This window comes from Pseudarthrobacter sp. 902506025 (genome assembly GCF_040702325.1).
Classification (GTDB): domain Bacteria; phylum Actinomycetota; class Actinomycetes; order Actinomycetales; family Micrococcaceae; genus Arthrobacter.
The window spans coordinates 47814-62895 of the sequence record NZ_JBFBKW010000006.1 but is presented as its reverse complement, the minus strand read 5'-3'; the positions used below and the strand labels follow the sequence as shown (position 1 = coordinate 62895).

Sequence of the window (15082 nt, the reverse complement as noted above, 5' to 3'; positions counted from 1 at the left end):
CATGTCGGGTATGGAAATGACGTCGTCCGGAGCATCCGGATCCAGGGGAGGAGCGGCCGGGGGAGCCGCCCATGAAACCAGCGGGCAAGGGCGCCGGCAGCCGGAAGCCCCGCCCGGCAGTCTGCAGGCGGCCCCGGTGCGGGAGGGCAATGTGCAGGCGGGTCCTGCATGGGAGGGCCGTGCGCCGGCAGGCACCGCCCAGGCGGATCACGTGCAGTCCGGGAGCCTGCCGCGCCGTTACGCCCCGGACGACCTTCCGCCCGGGGATCCTGGCGCCGCGGACGGGCCACTGAAGGCGATGAGTCCCGGAGTGGTGGACTACTTGTTCCGCCAGCTTGTTTCCGGGCGGCCCGCGGAGGACGTCGCGTGGGAACGGGAAGGCGTCAGCCTTGCGGCCCAGCCGGCGGGGGCAGAGCTGGCCCGCAGGCTTGCTGAAACGGATCTTGATGCCCTGACGCCCACGGAGTTGTTCCATTACGTGCGGGCGGCGCAGCGGCTCGCATCATGGGCAGAGGGCCTTCGGCAGTCGGCGGTCGGCCGCTATTGCCATGCGGGGGCGGACGCTCCACGGCCAGGGCGTCGTCGTATTTGACGTTCGTCACGCCCGTGGCATTGTCCTAACCAGCCGGGGACAGGGTAACGTTTTTTCCATGGCTGACTCTTCCGCGCACATCCCTGCCCTCGGTACCCTCCTGACCGCCATGGTCACGCCGTTCACCAAGGACGGCGCAGTGGATTACGACCAGGCGGCAGCGCTGGCCAGCAAGCTGGTCGACGACGGCTGTGACGGCCTGGTGGTCACCGGCACCACCGGCGAGACCTCCACGCTGACGGACGAAGAGAACCTCGGCATGTTCCGCGCCGTGAAGGATGCCGTGGGCGGCCGGGCGGCCATCATTGCCGGGACCGGCACCAATGACACCGCGCACTCGGTCCACCTCTCCCAGCAGGCTGCTGCCCTCGGCGTCGACGGCCTCCTCTTGGTGACCCCTTACTACAACAAGCCCAGCCAGGCCGGTGTCCGCGCCCACTTCGAGACCATCGCCTCCGCCGTGGACGTACCCGTCATGCTGTACGACATCCCCGGCCGGTCCTCGATTCCGATCGAACCCGACACCATGATCCGGTTGGCGCAGCACCCCAACATCGTCGCCGTCAAGGACGCCAAGGCAGACCTCACCGCAGCCACCCGCGTCATGGCAGAAACCGACCTCCTGTTCTACTCGGGCGACGACGGGCTGACCCTTCCCTGGATGGCGCTGGGCGCCGTCGGCCTGGTGGGTGTCACCACCCACGTCGCCACCCGCCGCTTCCGCGAGCTCATCGACGCCGTCAACGCCAATGACCTTGGGACTGCCCGCAAGATCAACTTCGAGCTGCAGCCCGTGGTCCGCGCAACCATGACCCGTGTCCAGGGGGCCGTGGCGGCCAAACAGATTCTTAAATGGCAGGGAGTCCTGCCCAACTCGATTGTCCGTTTGCCCCTCGTGGAGCCGGACGAAACCGAGATCGAAACCATCCGCGGGGATTTGGCGGAAGCGGGGCTGGTCTTCTCCTGAGGCTAAGACCGGCACCCTTCCGCCTGGAAAGAAGTGCACTATGACCCAAACTGCCCTTACCGGCCTTGTCACCCCTCCGCGCCTGCCCCAGGGCACCCTGCGGATCGTCCCGCTTGGCGGGCTGGGGGAGATCGGCCGGAACATGGCCGTGTTCGAAATCGACGGCAAACTGCTGATCGTGGACTGCGGCGTCCTCTTTCCCGAGGAAACCCAGCCCGGCGTTGACCTGATCCTGCCGGACTTCTCGTACATTGAGGACCGGCTGGACGACGTCGTGGCCGTGATCCTCACGCATGGTCACGAGGACCACATCGGCGCCGTGCCGTACCTGCTGCGCCTGCGCAACGACATCCCCCTGGTGGGCTCCCAGCTGACGCTGGCCCTGATCGAGGCGAAGCTGCAGGAGCACCGCATCCGGCCCTACACGCTGACCGTTGAAGAAGGCCAGGTGGAGAAATTCGGGCCGTTCGAATGCGAGTTCGTCGCCGTCAACCACTCCATCCCGGATGCCCTTGCCGTGTTCATCCGCACGGCCGGCGGCACGGTCCTGCACACCGGTGACTTCAAGATGGACCAGCTGCCGCTGGACGGACGCATCACCGACCTGCGCCACTTCGCCAAGTTGGGCGAGGAGGGCGTTGACCTCTTCATGTCCGACTCCACCAACGCCGACGTGCCCGGATTCACCACGGCCGAGAAGGAAATCGGCCCCACCCTGGAGCGGCTTTTCGGCCAGGCCACCAAGCGCATCATCGTGGCGTCTTTCTCCTCCCACGTCCACCGCGTGCAGCAGGTCCTTGACGCCGCTGCCAAGCACAACCGCAAGGTGGCCTTTGTGGGCCGCTCCATGGTCCGCAACATGGCCATCGCGGAGAAGCTGGGCTACCTGGACGTCCCTTCCGGGCTGATCGTCGACATCAAGAACATCGACAACCTGCCGGACAACCGCGTGGTCCTCATGTCCACCGGCTCCCAGGGCGAGCCCATGGCGGCCCTGTCCCGGATGGCAAACGGCGACCACCGCGTGGTGGTGGGCGACGGCGATACCGTCATCCTGGCCTCCAGCCTCATCCCGGGCAACGAGAATGCAGTGTTCCGGATTATCAACGGCCTCCTCAAGCTCGGTGCCGACGTGATCCACAAGGGCAACGCCAAGGTCCACGTGTCCGGCCACGCAGCAGCCGGGGAACTGCTCTACTGCTACAACATCCTCGAGCCGCTCAACGCCATGCCCGTGCACGGCGAGACCCGCCACCTGATCGCCAACGGCAAGATCGCCATTGAGTCCGGCGTCCCGGAAGCCAGCGTCATCCTTGCCGACAACGGCACGGTCATCGACCTCCGCGACCACCAGGCGGACATCGTGGGCCAGGTGGAGGTTGGATTCGTCTACGTTGACGGCTCCAGCGTGGGTGAAATCACCGACGCGGACCTCAAGGACCGCCGCATCCTGGGCGATGAAGGCTTCATCTCGATCATCACGGTCATCCACCGAGCCACCGGCAAGGTGGTGTCCGGGCCCGAGATCCACGCCCGCGGTGTTGCCGAGGACGATTCAGTCTTCGACGACATCATCCCCAAGATCAACGCGGCACTGGAAGAAGCAGTCCAGAACCACGCCGACCACACCAGCCACCAGCTCCAGCAGGTGGTGCGCCGCGTCGTGGGCACGTGGGTCAACCGCAAGCTGCGCCGCAAGCCCATGATCATCCCGGTGGTGCTCGAGGCCTGAGATTAGCTCCGCTGCCGCAGGGCAGGTTCGGAAGGCCCCGGTTCACCGCGAACCGGGGCCTTCCCCGTGTGCGGGCGGTGCGGCCGGTGCCCCCAACCGATGCGCTCCCCGGGCCCCGATATCCCCGGAATCACAGCATGCTTCCGGTACCGTGGCTACTATGGCCACACGTACTACTTCCGCGCCCAAAGGTACCGGCAGGGGCAGCTCCGGCAGCAAATCCGGGAGCTCCACAGCCCGCGGAACCGGCTCCACTGCCAGCAAGGCAGGGCGCGGCGGCTCATCCAGCACCGCGCGCACCCGCCAGCTTCCCGCCGTCGAACACCACCAGCCGTGGCTGCTGCGCGTGGTCGGCGGAGCATGGCTGGGCATGGGCCACCTGGTGGGCGGGGGAGTGCGCCGCATCGGCCATGACGTCAGTGACCTTCCCGCCGAGGACCGCCGCGACGGCGCCGCGCTGTTCAACCTGGCGCTGGGGGTCTTCATCGCCACGTTCGCCTGGTGGGGCCTGACGGGCTGGTTCCCGGACGCCGTCTACGCCGTGGTGAACGGCACCTTCGGCTGGATCTCCCTGCTGCTTCCGCTCATGCTGTTCGTCTGCGCCTTCCGGTTGTTCCGGCAGCCCTCCGACGGCCGGGGCAACAACAGGGTGGGCATCGGCTTCCTGATTATGACGTTCGCCGGCTGCGGCCTGGCGCACATCCTGGGCGGCCAGCCCACCGTCGCCGACGGCTTCGACGGCCTCCGCAAAGCCGGCGGCATGCTTGGCTTCCTGGCCGCCACGCCGCTGGCGGCCATCCATCCCGCCGTGCCTGTGGCCCTCTACGGCCTGCTCGCCTTCGTGTCCCTGCTGATCATCACGGCCACCCCGTTCACGGCCATCCCGCGCCGCATCCGCGGAGCCTACGAGCACCTCATGGGCATCGACCTGATGGACCAGGAACGCCCCGACGTCCACGACCGCAGCTACCTGGAACGGACGGCCCCCGCCGCACCCCGCAAGAAGAAGCGCAAGCTCTTTGGCAAGGACCAGGAGTCCGAGCCAGGCCTTGAGGGCTACGTTGGCGACGAAGCGTTTGAGCACGCCGTCATTGACGACGACGAGCAGGAACCTGCCCGGCCCGCGCCGGGCGTGCGGCGGCCCACCCAGGCGGAGATCGCCGTCGAAAAAATCAAGGCAGCCCAGGGCCTGGGCGCCGCGTCGCAGGCGTCACCCCCGGACAACGCCACCGAGGCCATCCCACTGGTCATCCCGGGGGCTGCTGCTCCCGGCAAGCCCGCAGCGGCGCCCACCGTGCCCTCCAACCCCGTGGCGCCGGCCCCGCCGCCCGTCCCCATCCCGCAGCGGACCGAGCAGCTTTCACTCGCCGGCGACGTCACGTACACCCTCCCGGCCTCGGACTTCCTGACCCCCGGATCCATCCCCAAGGAGCGCACGGAAGCGAACGACGCCGTCGTCGCCGCCCTGACCGATACCCTGCAGCAGTTCAATGTTGACGCCACCGTCACCGGCTTCAGCCGCGGCCCCACCGTTACCCGGTACGAGATCGAACTTTCGCCGGGCACCAAGGTGGAGCGTGTCACCGCCCTGTCCAAGAACATCTCCTACGCCGTCGCCTCCAGTGATGTCCGCATCCTCAGCCCCATCCCGGGCAAGTCGGCCATCGGCATCGAGATCCCCAACACGGACCGCGAAACCGTCTCCCTGGGCGATGTCCTCCGCAGCCAGAACGCCCGCCGCACGGACCACCCGATGGTCATGGGCGTGGGCAAGGACGTGGAGGGTGGCTACGTGGTGGCCAACCTGGCCAAGATGCCGCACCTCCTGGTGGCCGGTGCCACCGGTGCCGGTAAGTCGTCCTTCGTGAACTCGATGATCACGTCCATCCTGATGCGTGCCACCCCGGACGAGGTCCGCATGGTCATGGTGGACCCCAAGCGTGTGGAACTGACCGCCTACGAGGGCGTTCCGCACCTGATCACGCCCATCATCACCAACCCCAAGAAGGCGGCCGAAGCGCTGCAGTGGGTGGTACGGGAAATGGACGCCCGCTACGACGACCTCGCCAACTACGGCTTCAAGCACATCGACGACTTCAACAAGGCCGTGCGCGCCGGCAAGGTCCAGCCGCCGGTCGACTCCAAACGCGTCATCCGGCCCTACCCATACCTGCTGGTGATCGTCGACGAACTTGCCGACCTCATGATGGTGGCCCCCCGCGACGTCGAAGACTCCATCGTCCGCATCACCCAGCTGGCCCGTGCCGCCGGCATCCACCTGGTCCTGGCCACCCAGCGGCCCTCCGTCGACGTGGTGACGGGCCTCATCAAAGCCAACGTGCCCTCGCGCATGGCCTTCGCCACGTCCTCCGTCACGGACTCCCGGGTGGTCCTGGACCAGCCGGGCGCCGAGAAGCTCATCGGCCAGGGTGACGCGCTCTTCCTGCCCATGGGCGCCTCCAAGGCGATGCGTGTCCAGGGCGCCTGGGTCACGGAGTCGGAGATCCACAAAGTGGTGGAGCACGTCAAGGGACAGCTCCAGGCTGTCTACCGTGACGACGTCGCCCCTGAAGCGGAAAAGAAGCAGATCGACGACGACATCGGGGACGACCTCGAGGTGCTGCTGCAGGCCACCGAACTGGTGGTCACCACCCAATTCGGCTCCACCTCCATGCTGCAGCGCAAGCTCCGGGTCGGGTTCGCCAAGGCCGGCCGGCTCATGGACCTCCTCGAATCCAGGGGAGTGGTGGGCCCCTCGGAGGGTTCCAAGGCGCGTGACGTCCTTGTGAAGCCGGACGACCTCGCCGCCGTCCTCGCCGCGATGAAGGGCCAGGAAGCCCCTGCGGCGCCTGACTCGCAGACCGCCGCACTCAGTGACAACGCCAACGCCAACATCGCCCAGGGCGGCTACGCCGAAGACCTGGTGGCTGCGGACCTGGACCAGAGGAAGCAGAACGTCGAATACTACGACGGCTCGGATTCGGCCCCGGGCGGCTATGGCGACGACGATGACGGCTCCGAAGACGCCTGGTCCCTCACCGGGCGCTAGGCCGGTAGCCTAGAAACGTGACTAGCACTGATGCAACCGCCGCCGGCCAGGGCCGTGCCGGGGTCTGGAACCTTCCCAATGTCCTGACCATGATCCGCATCGCGCTGGTCCCGTTCTTCGTGTGGTTCCTGGTGGCGGACGCGCCCGGGCTGCACAGCACCTCCAGTCCGTGGCGGTGGGCGGCCGTGGCGGCATTCGCCATTGCCATCTACACGGACAAGCTCGACGGCGATATCGCCAGGAGCCGGAACCTCGTTACGGACTTCGGCAAGATCGCCGATCCCATCGCCGACAAGCTCCTCATCGGCTCCGCGCTGGTGATGCTGTCCCTGCTGGGCGAACTGCCCTGGTGGGCAACCCTGGTGATCCTGGTCCGGGAATGGGGCATCACTGCGCTGCGTTTCTTCGTGATCCGCTACGGCGTCATCCCCGCTTCCCGCGGCGGCAAGCTCAAGACCGTCGTGCAGACCGCAGCGATTTTCCTGTACCTGCTGCCGTTCGGGGCGTTCGCGCCGTGGATGTCCTGGGTGGCGTTTGCCGTCATGATGGCCGCTGTGGCGATCACGCTGTGGACCGGCGTTGAATATGTGATTGAAGCCATGCGCCTCCGTGCGAGGGGCAAGCGGCAGGCAGGGACCGCGGAAGGGCAGGAACAGGCATGAGCAACCTCCACCAGTTGGCCGCCCAGGCCGTCAGGCAGGCGCTCGAGTCAGGACGGACCGTTGCCACCGCGGAATCTTTGACTGCCGGAATGGTGTCCGCGGTCCTCGCCGACACGCCCGGAGCCTCCGGCATGCTCCAGGGCGGCGTGGTGGCCTACCAGAACTCCGTGAAGGACGGGGTGCTGCACGTCCCTTCCGACCTGCTGGCCCGTGCCGGCTCCGTCGACCCGGACGTCGCCCGTGCCATGGCGGCCGGGGCGCGCACTGTCCTGGGCGCCGACGTCGGGCTTTCCACCACCGGCGTCGCCGGCCCCGAGGCCCATGACGGCAAGCCCGTGGGCCGGGTTTACATTGGTATTGCCACGGCTGGCGGCACCGCCGGTTTCGAATACACCTTTACCGGCAGCAGGCCGGACATCCGGGCCGCTGCGTGCGGCGCCGCGCTGGAAAGACTGCTTGAGGCCCTGTCCGACTGACCTTCGCAGCCTGCGAAGTTACCGGGCGTAAAGTTGCCGGGAACAAAAGCCGGTACCGATTAGTTATTACATTGTGTCGCTTCCGGAGAGCGGAGGCGCCTAGGATGAAATGACCAAGACGGGTTCGCCGGCGGCGGACCTGACCAATGAGGGAGCAAGGCGATACAGATGGTAAAGCAGCCCGTATCCGTAAACGGCGTTGTCCGCTGGAAGGATGTGGGCCTCGCCGAACAGGCTAAGAGCGAACAGAAGGAGCGCAAGATGGTAGTACTTCGTCACGAAATCGGTGATGTCCTGCGCGATGTCCGCCAGCGTCAGGGGCGCACGCTCCGTGAAGTTTCGCACAGCGCCCGTGTCTCCCTGGGATACCTCAGCGAAGTGGAGCGCGGCCAGAAGGAAGCATCATCAGAGCTTCTGTCCTCGATCTGCTCGGCACTGGATGTTCCGTTGTCAAGCATGCTCCGTGAGGTCAGCGACCGCGTGGCAGTAGCCGAAGGCGTCGCAGTTCCGGACACCGTTCCGCAGGAATTCTCCCAGCGTTACGGCCGTGACCTGGAACGCGACCTCAACACTGAACTGAACGACGAACTCTCCACGGGCCTCCTCTCCGGAGCCCGGTAAGGCGACCCACCCCAGGGTGGGCGCCGGACAGCAGGAAGCCCCCGGCCATGCCGGGGGCTTCCTGCTGTCGTCAGTCCTCGTGCGCCCGCTCCGGTGAGGGCGGCCCGTCTGCGGCTTCCTTGGGGAACCCGTCACGCTCATAGGTGGAGTTCAACCTGGCCATGCAGCGGGCCAATTCCTCCAGGTCCTCCACCGGCCACTCGCGCAGCCGCTCCTGGAAGACCTGGCGCCTCGCGTCCTGGACCTGGTGCATCTTCTCTTCGCCCTTCGGCGTCAGCCGGATCGACTGCGCCCGGCGGTCCAGGGGGTCCGCCTCCTTGGACACCAGGCCAAGGCTTTCCAGGAACGCGATCTGCCGGCTGACCGAGGGCTTGCCCACCCCGATGTTCATGGCCAGCTTGGTGAGCCGGATGGGTCCTTCCCGGCGGATAATCGTCAACAGCCCGTACGCCGCAGGCTCCATGTCCGGGTGGACCTCGCGCGAAAGCTGGTTGGAGATGGCCCGCGCCCGCCGCCAAAAAAGGCTGATCTGGTGTTCAACATTCTGCAGCGCGGTGTCGGCGGCGTCGCTGCCTGTGTCCTGCCGCGGCGGGTCCGGGGAGTTGCTCATGGCAACAATTCTAGGGTCCACAATCATGAGAGGATTTACCGATGCGAATCAGCGAGTACTGGCGCCTGATGGATGACGAGTTCGGTGCGGGATACTCCCGCGTGCTGAGCAGCACCCTGGTCCTTGCCGGCGTTGGCGGGCGCACCGCTGACCAGGCCCTGGCGGCCGGGGTTGAGCCGCGCCGGGTCTGGCTTGCGGTCTGCGACGTCCAGGATGTCCCGACGGAACGGCGGCTTGGCCGCGACATCGCCCCGCGCCGCGACTAGCGGAGGGGACGGGCGCCCGAGTCCTGCCGGCGGACACGCCGCAGGAGCTCCACTCTTCGAATACCTGTTCGGATAAGGCTATGATTTTTTCATCGGGTTTATCCACATAGCCGTTGTCTTCCGGCCGGAATGTCAGTGGGTCCCCCTAGCGTCAGAGATGACCAATACAACGGCCGCGAAGGCCACCATCGAGAAAGCATTAGAGGTGTCAACCATGGCGGCAGCCCCGGATCGTGCAAAAGCGCTGGAAGCAGCGCTTGCCCAGATTGACAAGCAGTTCGGCAAGGGCTCGGTCATGCGCCTGGGCGACGAAGTCCGCGCTCCGATCGAAGTCATCCCCACCGGCTCCATCGCCCTGGATGTCGCCCTTGGCATCGGCGGGCTCCCGCGCGGCCGCGTCATCGAAATCTACGGTCCTGAATCCTCAGGTAAGACCACCGTTGCCCTGCACGCGGTGGCGAACGCCCAGCGCGCGGGCGGGATCGCCGCCTTCATCGACGCCGAGCACGCCCTGGACCCTGACTACGCCGCCAAGCTGGGCGTGGACACCGACGCCCTCCTGGTCTCGCAGCCGGACACCGGTGAGCAGGCCCTGGAAATCATGGACATGCTGGTCGGCTCCGGTTCGCTGGATGTCATCGTCATCGACTCCGTTGCCGCCCTGGTGCCGCGCGCAGAGATCGAAGGCGACATGGGCGACAGCCATGTCGGCCTCCAGGCCCGCCTCATGAGCCAGGCCCTGCGTAAGATCACCGGCCGCCTGAGCCAGACCAAGACCACCGCCATCTTCATCAACCAGCTCCGCGAAAAGATCGGCGTCTTCTTCGGTTCCCCCGAAACCACCACCGGCGGTAAGGCCCTGAAGTTCTACGCGTCGGTCCGCATCGACGTCCGCCGGATCCAGACCCTGAAGGAAGGCGCGGACTCCGTCGGCAACCGGACCAAGGCCAAGATCGTCAAGAACAAGATGGCTCCGCCCTTCAAGGTTGCCGAGTTCGACATCATCTACGGCCAGGGCATCTCCCGCGAGGGCGGCATCATCGATATGGGCGTGGAGCACGGCATCATCAAGAAGTCGGGTTCCTGGTTCACCTACGATGGCGACCAGCTCGGCCAGGGCATGGAAAATTCGCGCCGTTTCCTCCGTGACAACCCGGAGCTGGCCGCCGAGCTGGAGCGCCTCATCAAGGAAAAGCTCGGTGTCGGCGTCAAGCCTGCCGAGGATGAGTCCAAGGACGCACCAAAGCTGAAAGCCGTCGACGGGTTCTAGCCCTTGACCGGCCCACGAACACGGCGGACCCGTTCCGGCAGCCCCTCGACAGGGGCGCCGGACGGGTTTGGCGTCCCTGAGGACCCGCGGGACGCGGACGCCGAACCGGACCCGTTCTCGGTGGCGCAGGCCATCGTCTACCGGCAGCTGACAGCGGCGCCCAAAAGCCGGCTGCAGCTTGCCCGGAAACTGGCGGAGCGGAACATCCCGGAACACGTCGCCGAGGCCGTCCTGGACAAGTTCCAAGATGTCCGGCTGATCAACGATGCCGAATTTGCCGACATGTGGGTCAGGAGCCGGGCCCAGTCCCGGAAGCTGGCCAAAGGCGCGCTCCGGCGGGAGCTCGCCGAGAAGGGCATCGACCAGGAAACGGCTGCTTCGGCGCTGGAGCAGCTGACCGACGCCGATGAGGAAGCCGCGGCCCGCGCCCTGGTGGAACGCAAGCTCCGCCCCGGGACAGACCTCGCCGGTCCCGGCGAACGGGACAAAGCGGTGCGGCGGTTGGCCTCCATGCTGGCCCGCAAGGGCTACCAACCCTCCCAGGCGTTCCGGATCGTGAACGAGGTCCTCGATTCCCGGCAGGATCCCGATAGCGACCCCCTCCAGAGCCGGTACCCTTAACGGGTGAGTTTGACCATTCCTTCCCCCCAACCCGACGCCACCCCTTCCGTCGAAGCAGGGGCCGTGCCGCACACCGGAGCGATGCCCCGCACCTACCAGGTGCGCACCTTCGGCTGCCAGATGAACGTCCACGACTCCGAACGGATGTCCGGCCTGCTTGAGGCCGCCGGTTACGTGCCCGCGGAGGGCGGGCATGCCGACGTCGTGGTGTTCAACACCTGCGCAGTCCGGGAAAACGCGGACAACAAGCTCTATGGCAACCTGGGCATCCTGGCCCCGGTGAAGGCGGCCAACCCCGGCATGCAGATCGCCGTGGGCGGTTGCCTGGCACAAAAGGACCGCGAAACCATCCTCAAAAAGGCTCCCTGGGTGGATGCCGTCTTCGGTACCCACAACGTCGGAGCCCTTCCGGCCCTCCTGGACCGGGCACGGCACAACGACGAAGCCCAGCTGGAGATCCTGGAGTCCCTGGATGTCTTCCCTTCGACGCTGCCCACCAAACGGGACTCGGTCTACTCGGGCTGGGTGTCCATCTCCGTCGGTTGCAACAACACCTGCACTTTCTGCATCGTGCCGGCCCTGCGCGGCAAGGAAAAGGACCGTCGGCCCGGAGACATCCTGGCGGAAATCCAGGCACTCGTGGACGACGGCGCCATCGAAGTCACCCTGCTCGGCCAGAACGTCAACTCCTATGGCGTCGAGTTCGGGGACAGGCAGGCCTTCTCCAAGCTCCTGCGTGCCTGCGGCGGGATCGAGGGACTGGAACGCGTCCGCTTCACCAGCCCGCACCCGGCCGCCTTCACCGATGACGTCATCGACGCCATGGCAGAGACGCCCAACGTGATGCCGCAGCTGCACATGCCGCTGCAGTCCGGGTCGGACAGCATCCTCCGGGCCATGAAGCGTTCCTACCGGTCCACCAAGTTCCTGGGCATCCTGGACAAGGTCCGCGAAAGGATCCCGCACGCCGCCATCTCGACCGACATCATCGTCGGCTTCCCCGGCGAAACGGAAGAGGACTTCCAGGCAACCCTGGACGTGGTGGAAAAGTCCCGTTTCGCCACCGCCTTCACCTTCCAGTATTCAAAGCGTCCCGGCACGCCGGCGGCCGACCTGCCCGACCAGCTCCCCAAAGCCGTGGTCCAGGAACGCTTCGAACGCCTCACCGCCCTCCAGGACCGCATCGCCGCGGAAGAAAACCGGAAGCAGCTGGGCCGCCGGCTGGAAGTCATGGTCACGGCCCAGTCCGGGCGGAAGTCGGAGGAAACCCACCGGCTCTCCGGCCGGTCGCAGGACCAGCGGCTGGTCCACTGCTCGGTCCCGGAGGGTGCGCCGGCCCCAAGGCCCGGAGACCTGGTCACCGTCACCATTACCGAAGCCGCTGCCTTCCACCTCGTGTCTGATCCGACGCTTGAGGACTACAGCCTGCGCCGATCACGGGCAGGGGACGCGTGGGACAGGTCCCAGGCCGACTCCTGCGGGGCACCATCCCCGGCTTCACCAGGGGAACGCAAGGGCGTCTCCCTCGGCATGCCCGCACTGCCGCTGCGCACCCGCTGACAGGTGGCTGCCCCGCCCGTCATCGCCGTCGTCGGTCCCACCGGCTCAGGCAAGTCAGACCTCGCCGTCAACCTTGCCCTCGCCCTGGACGGCGAAGTCATCAACGCCGACGCCATGCAGTTCTACCGCGGCATGGACATCGGCACCGCCAAGATCACCATGGCCGAGCGCAGGGGAGTGCCGCACCACCTCCTGGACACCCTGGACGTCACCCAGGAAGCCAGTGTTTCCGACTTCCAACGCGATGCCCGCGGCGCCATCGACGCCATCCATGCCCGCGGCAAGCGCGCCATCCTGGCCGGCGGCTCCGGACTGTACGTCCGGGCCGCGCTGGACGTACTGGAGTTCCCGGGGACCGATCCGGCGCTGCGTGCCCGGCTTGAAGCGGAGCACGCCGAACTCGGTACCGAAGCACTCCTTGCCAGGCTCCGGACCGTCGATCCTGCCTCCGCCGCCCGGGTCTCCGATGCCCGGCGCATCATCCGTGCCCTCGAGGTGCACGAACTTACCGGACGGCCCTTCAGCTCCTTCATGCCCCGGCGGGAGTACCACCAGCCCGCCATCCAGCTGGGCCTCAGCGTGGACCGCGAGGTGCTCCGGGACAGGTTGGCCGCACGTGTGCACCGGATGGTGGACGCCGGCCTGCTGGACGAAATCCGGATGCTCGATGCCAACGGCCTGCGCCGCGGCAAAACCGCGTCCCGTGCCCTGGGCTATGCACAGTTCCTGCGGGTCCTGGACGGCGAATCCACCGTCCAGGCCGCCGCGGAGGAGACCATCGTGGCCACCCGGCAGTTCGCCCGGCGCCAGCTGACGTGGTTCCGCGCCGATCCGCGCATCACCTGGCTCGACTGGCAGGACCCCGGGCTCCTGGGCAAGGCCCTGGAACTGTCCCGGTAGCGGCGGTTTCAGGACGGACAGCTTCCGCCGCTACGCTTGGAATCATGAATGCTACCCCCGCGGAAACCACCGGACCTGCCCTGCGCACCCTGAGCGGCCTCTGCTTCTCCAAGGGGCACGGCACCGGCAACGATTTCGTCCTGGTGGCCGACCCTGAGGGGACGCACGAGATCGGCGCGGACCAGGCCGCCGCCCTGTGCGACCGGCACCGCGGGATCGGCGCCGACGGCCTGATCAGGGCCGTCCCGTCCCGCTTCCTGCCAGAGGGCCAGGACTTGCTCGCCGGCGCCCCGGACGCGGAATGGTTCATGGATTACCGCAACGCCGACGGCTCCCTGTCCGAGATGTGCGGCAACGGGGTCAGGGTCTTCGTCCACTTCCTGCGGACCGAGGGACTGATCGACCTGCCCGACGGCGGATCGCTCACCATCGGCACCCGGGGGGGCGTCAAGACCGTGGTCCGGACCGGGGACGGCTACGCGGTGGACATGGGACCCTGGGAGTTCATCTTCCCCGGTGAGGCCAGCGCCAAGGCCATGGATTCCCTGGTCACCGCCGACGGGCTGGAGGTTGCCCGGCCTGCCCTCTCCGTGAGCATGGGCAACCCGCACACGGTGGTGGCCCTTGCCGAACTCTCGGAGCTCACGGGCACCCGGCTCTTCACCGCCCCCAAGGTCGATCCGGTTCCGGCGAACGGGACCAACGTGGAATTCGTGGTGCCGGCAGAGCCGCTGGTCCACGACGGAGTGGGATCCGTGACCATGCGGGTGCACGAGCGCGGCGTGGGGGAGACCCAGTCCTGCGGGACCGGTGCCTGCGCTGCCGCCGTCGCCATCAGGCACTGGGCCGGCGCGGAAGCCCCGGACGCCTGGCGGGTCCACGTTCCCGGCGGAGTGGTGGGCGTGAAATTCTTTGCCGGCCCTGGCGGGCACGAGCATGTGGAGCTCAGCGGCCCCGCCGTCATCGTGGCGAGTGGGACGCTTTCCTGACCGCCAGGATCCGGAAGGACTTCGACGTCGACTCGCGGGTCACGGTGAAGGAGCTGTCCAGTTCGGCCGCCAGCCAACGCTGGAGCGAATCGGAGCCCAGGTTCTTCTGCACCACCAGCCATGCCGTCCCGCCCTCTGCCAGGCGCGGCAGCCACATTTTGAGCAGGGCATGCAGTTCGTCCTTGCCGATCCTGATGGGCGGGTTGGACCAGATGGTGTCAAAGCGGATCTCCGGATCCACGGCCCCAGGGGTGCTGGCGACGACGTTGGCCAGCCCCAGTGCGGCAGCGTTCTCGTTGGTCAAGGTAATGCAGCGTTCGTTGACGTCCACGGCGTAAACCTTCGAACCGGGTGCCAGCAGCGCCATGGTGAGCGCCACGGGTCCCCAGCCGCATCCGATGTCCAGCAGGTTCCCCTGGGGATGCGGTGCCGGGACCCCGGCCAGGAGCACCGCGGTGCCTTTGTCGATGCCGTCGGGGCTGAAGATCCCCTGGGAGGTCTGGAGCCGCCGCGTCTCACCGGCCAATTCCACCGTCAGGGGCTTCCTGGTAAAGGGGCCGGCAGGTGACGAGCTGAAATAGTGTGCGGACTCCATAACTGGCCAGAGTAGTTCCCCCTGCAGCGTAATGGGAAACCGGCCCGCAGCCCCTCTGCTACGCTGGCATACATGTTCCTGATCTTCGAGTAGCTGGTACGGGCCGCGCCCGTCCCGCACACTGTCCTCCCGCGACAGTCCGTCCCGCAGCGACGCAGGTTTCCATACCTTC

15 protein-coding genes are annotated in these 15082 nt (G+C 67.0%); 13 read left to right on the top strand and 2 right to left on the bottom strand.

Annotation, left to right across the window (positions count from 1 at the left end; genetic code table 11):
• Positions 1-10 precede the first annotated feature (10 nt).
• From AB0280_RS12820 to AB0280_RS12790, 7 genes are all read left to right on the top strand, one after another.
• On the top strand, positions 11-592 hold the full coding sequence (locus AB0280_RS12820) for a hypothetical protein (protein WP_275180315.1): 582 nt from the start codon (positions 11-13) through the stop codon (positions 590-592).
• Positions 593-650: 58 nt separating this feature from the next.
• Complete coding sequence (gene dapA / locus AB0280_RS12815) at positions 651-1559, top strand: 4-hydroxy-tetrahydrodipicolinate synthase (RefSeq protein ID WP_141940780.1); 909 nt, start codon at positions 651-653, stop codon at positions 1557-1559.
• 40 nt (positions 1560-1599) lie between these two features.
• Positions 1600-3291: a ribonuclease J gene (locus AB0280_RS12810; protein WP_159632332.1), complete on the top strand. Its 1692-nt coding sequence runs from the start codon at positions 1600-1602 to the stop codon at positions 3289-3291.
• A 160-nt stretch (positions 3292-3451) separates the two neighbouring features.
• Positions 3452-6340 carry an FtsK/SpoIIIE family DNA translocase gene (locus AB0280_RS12805; RefSeq protein WP_307492940.1) on the top strand — a complete coding sequence of 963 codons (2889 nt, stop codon included), beginning with the start codon at positions 3452-3454 and terminating at the stop codon, positions 6338-6340.
• Between the two features lie 17 nt (positions 6341-6357).
• On the top strand, positions 6358-7002 hold the full coding sequence (gene pgsA, locus AB0280_RS12800; protein WP_307492939.1) for a CDP-diacylglycerol--glycerol-3-phosphate 3-phosphatidyltransferase: 645 nt from the start codon (positions 6358-6360) through the stop codon (positions 7000-7002).
• Positions 6999-7478 (top strand): CinA family protein, encoded by a 480-nt coding sequence (locus tag AB0280_RS12795; RefSeq protein WP_307492937.1) that lies wholly within the window; start codon positions 6999-7001, stop codon positions 7476-7478. Before pgsA ends, AB0280_RS12795 begins: the two co-directional genes overlap by 4 nt.
• Before the next feature lie 168 nt (positions 7479-7646).
• Entirely contained in the window at positions 7647-8099 is a 453-nt protein-coding gene (locus tag AB0280_RS12790; protein WP_018771597.1) for a helix-turn-helix domain-containing protein, read from the top strand.
• A gap of 70 nt (positions 8100-8169) precedes the next feature.
• Here AB0280_RS12790 and AB0280_RS12785 read toward each other — a convergent pair whose 3' ends face one another.
• Positions 8170-8709, bottom strand: a complete 540-nt coding sequence (locus AB0280_RS12785) for a MarR family winged helix-turn-helix transcriptional regulator (protein WP_366367416.1) — start codon at positions 8707-8709, stop codon at positions 8170-8172.
• A gap of 41 nt (positions 8710-8750) precedes the next feature.
• On the opposite strand from AB0280_RS12785, the gene AB0280_RS12780 reads away from it, so the two are divergent.
• From AB0280_RS12780 to dapF, 6 genes are all read left to right on the top strand, one after another.
• Positions 8751-8975 (top strand): DUF3046 domain-containing protein, encoded by a 225-nt coding sequence (locus AB0280_RS12780; protein ID WP_307492932.1) that lies wholly within the window; start codon positions 8751-8753, stop codon positions 8973-8975.
• Positions 8976-9189: 214 nt separating this feature from the next.
• Positions 9190-10245, top strand: coding sequence for a recombinase RecA (recA, locus tag AB0280_RS12775; RefSeq protein WP_056338727.1), 1056 nt, complete (start codon positions 9190-9192; stop codon positions 10243-10245).
• A gap of 120 nt (positions 10246-10365) precedes the next feature.
• Positions 10366-10866 carry a regulatory protein RecX gene (locus AB0280_RS12770; protein ID WP_307492969.1) on the top strand — a complete coding sequence of 167 codons (501 nt, stop codon included), beginning with the start codon at positions 10366-10368 and terminating at the stop codon, positions 10864-10866.
• A 3-nt stretch (positions 10867-10869) separates the two neighbouring features.
• On the top strand, positions 10870-12426 hold the full coding sequence (miaB, locus tag AB0280_RS12765; RefSeq protein ID WP_425328612.1) for a tRNA (N6-isopentenyl adenosine(37)-C2)-methylthiotransferase MiaB: 1557 nt from the start codon (positions 10870-10872) through the stop codon (positions 12424-12426).
• Between the two features lie 3 nt (positions 12427-12429).
• A complete protein-coding gene (miaA, locus tag AB0280_RS12760; protein WP_307492930.1) occupies positions 12430-13326 on the top strand; it encodes a tRNA (adenosine(37)-N6)-dimethylallyltransferase MiaA in 897 nt (298 codons plus the stop codon).
• 44 nt (positions 13327-13370) lie between these two features.
• Entirely contained in the window at positions 13371-14315 is a 945-nt protein-coding gene (gene dapF / locus AB0280_RS12755; protein WP_307492928.1) for a diaminopimelate epimerase, read from the top strand.
• Here dapF and AB0280_RS12750 read toward each other — a convergent pair.
• Positions 14287-14910, bottom strand: a complete 624-nt coding sequence (locus AB0280_RS12750) for a class I SAM-dependent methyltransferase (protein WP_307492926.1) — start codon at positions 14908-14910, stop codon at positions 14287-14289. The genes dapF and AB0280_RS12750 overlap by 29 nt on opposite strands.
• Positions 14911-15082 lie beyond the last annotated feature (172 nt).

Bases quoted from the DNA above. Each gene is read 5' to 3' on its own strand.
- AB0280_RS12820 (WP_275180315.1), top strand. From the start codon at position 11: ATGGAAATGACGTCGTCCGGAGCATCCGGATCCAGGGGAGGAGCGGCC.
- dapA (WP_141940780.1), top strand. From the start codon at position 651: ATGGCTGACTCTTCCGCGCACATCCCTGCCCTCGGTACCCTCCTGACC.
- AB0280_RS12810 (WP_159632332.1), top strand. From the start codon at position 1,600: ATGACCCAAACTGCCCTTACCGGCCTTGTCACCCCTCCGCGCCTGCCC.
- AB0280_RS12805 (WP_307492940.1), top strand. From the start codon at position 3,452: ATGGCCACACGTACTACTTCCGCGCCCAAAGGTACCGGCAGGGGCAGC.
- AB0280_RS12795 (WP_307492937.1), top strand. From the start codon at position 6,999: ATGAGCAACCTCCACCAGTTGGCCGCCCAGGCCGTCAGGCAGGCGCTC.
- AB0280_RS12790 (WP_018771597.1), top strand. From the start codon at position 7,647: ATGGTAAAGCAGCCCGTATCCGTAAACGGCGTTGTCCGCTGGAAGGAT.
- AB0280_RS12785 (WP_366367416.1), bottom strand. From the start codon at position 8,709: ATGAGCAACTCCCCGGACCCGCCGCGGCAGGACACAGGCAGCGACGCC.
- AB0280_RS12780 (WP_307492932.1), top strand. From the start codon at position 8,751: ATGCGAATCAGCGAGTACTGGCGCCTGATGGATGACGAGTTCGGTGCG.
- recA (WP_056338727.1), top strand. From the start codon at position 9,190: ATGGCGGCAGCCCCGGATCGTGCAAAAGCGCTGGAAGCAGCGCTTGCC.
- dapF (WP_307492928.1), top strand. From the start codon at position 13,371: ATGAATGCTACCCCCGCGGAAACCACCGGACCTGCCCTGCGCACCCTG.
- AB0280_RS12750 (WP_307492926.1), bottom strand. From the start codon at position 14,910: ATGGAGTCCGCACACTATTTCAGCTCGTCACCTGCCGGCCCCTTTACC.